The organism is Corynebacterium sp. HMSC08D02 (assembly GCF_001807505.1).
Classification (GTDB): Bacteria; Actinomycetota; Actinomycetes; order Mycobacteriales; family Mycobacteriaceae; genus Corynebacterium; species Corynebacterium pseudogenitalium.
Genome location: NZ_KV789257.1, coordinates 1 through 1,205, shown reverse-complemented (window position 1 = coordinate 1,205; position 1,205 = coordinate 1). Strand labels below are relative to the sequence as shown.

The following is a 1,205-nucleotide window of genomic DNA, read 5'->3' as shown; positions in this document are numbered from 1 at the left end:
ACCACAACCACAACCACCACACGAATGCATGACAGTCTGTAGCTGGTGTGTCTCCACCCGGAAACAACAATTGGCAGCCACACCCACGGTGACTCAACCAACAAACAAGCCCACAACTGTGAGCCACAATAAAAAACTCCTTAGAAAGGAGGTGATCCAGCCGCACCTTCCGGTACGGCTACCTTGTTACGACTTCGTCCCAATCGCCGATCCCACCTTCGACAGCTCCCATGACAGGCCACTGGCTTCGGGTGTTACCAACTTTCATGACGTGACGGGCGGTGTGTACAAGGCCCGGGAACGTATTCACCGCAGCGTTGCTGATCTGCGATTACTAGCGACTCCGACTTCATGGGGTCGAGTTGCAGACCCCAATCCGAACTAAGGCCGGCTTTGTGCGATTAGCATCCCCTCACAAGGTAGCAAACGCGCTGTACCGACCATTGTAGCATGTGTGAAGCCCTGGACATAAGGGGCATGATGATTTGACGTCATCCCCACCTTCCTCCGAGTTAACCCCGGCAGTCTCTCATGAGTCCCCACCATTACGTGCTGGCAACATAAGACAAGGGTTGCGCTCGTTGCGGGACTTAACCCAACATCTCACGACACGAGCTGACGACAACCATGCACCACCTGTATAGCGACCACAAGGGAAACCACATCTCTGCGGCGATCCGCTACATGTCAAGCCCAGGTAAGGTTCTTCGCGTTGCATCGAATTAATCCACATGCTCCGCCGCTTGTGCGGGCCCCCGTCAATTCCTTTGAGTTTTAGCCTTGCGGCCGTACTCCCCAGGCGGGGCGCTTAATGCGTTAGCTACGGCACAAATCCCGTGGAAGGGACTCACACCTAGCGCCCACCGTTTACGGCATGGACTACCAGGGTATCTAATCCTGTTCGCTACCCATGCTTTCGCTCCTCAGCGTCAGTTACTGCCCAGAGACCTGCCTTCGCCATCGGTGTTCCTCCTGATATCTGCGCATTTCACCGCTACACCAGGAATTCCAGTCTCCCCTACAGCACTCAAGTTATGCCCGTATCGCCTGCAGTCCCACAGTTAAGCTGTGGACTTACACAAACGACGCGACAAACCACCTACGAGCTCTTTACGCCCAGTAATTCCGGACAACGCTCGCACCCTACGTATTACCGCGGCTGCTGGCACGTAGTTAGCCGGTGCTTCTTCTCCAGGTACCGTCAC

Annotated in this window: 1 rRNA gene; it reads right to left on the bottom strand. The window is 55.2% G+C overall.

Annotated elements, in window-relative coordinates:
- Positions 1 to 144 precede the first annotated feature (144 nt).
- Positions 145 to 1,205 (bottom strand): 16S ribosomal RNA (locus tag HMPREF3170_RS09735); the annotation flags it as partial.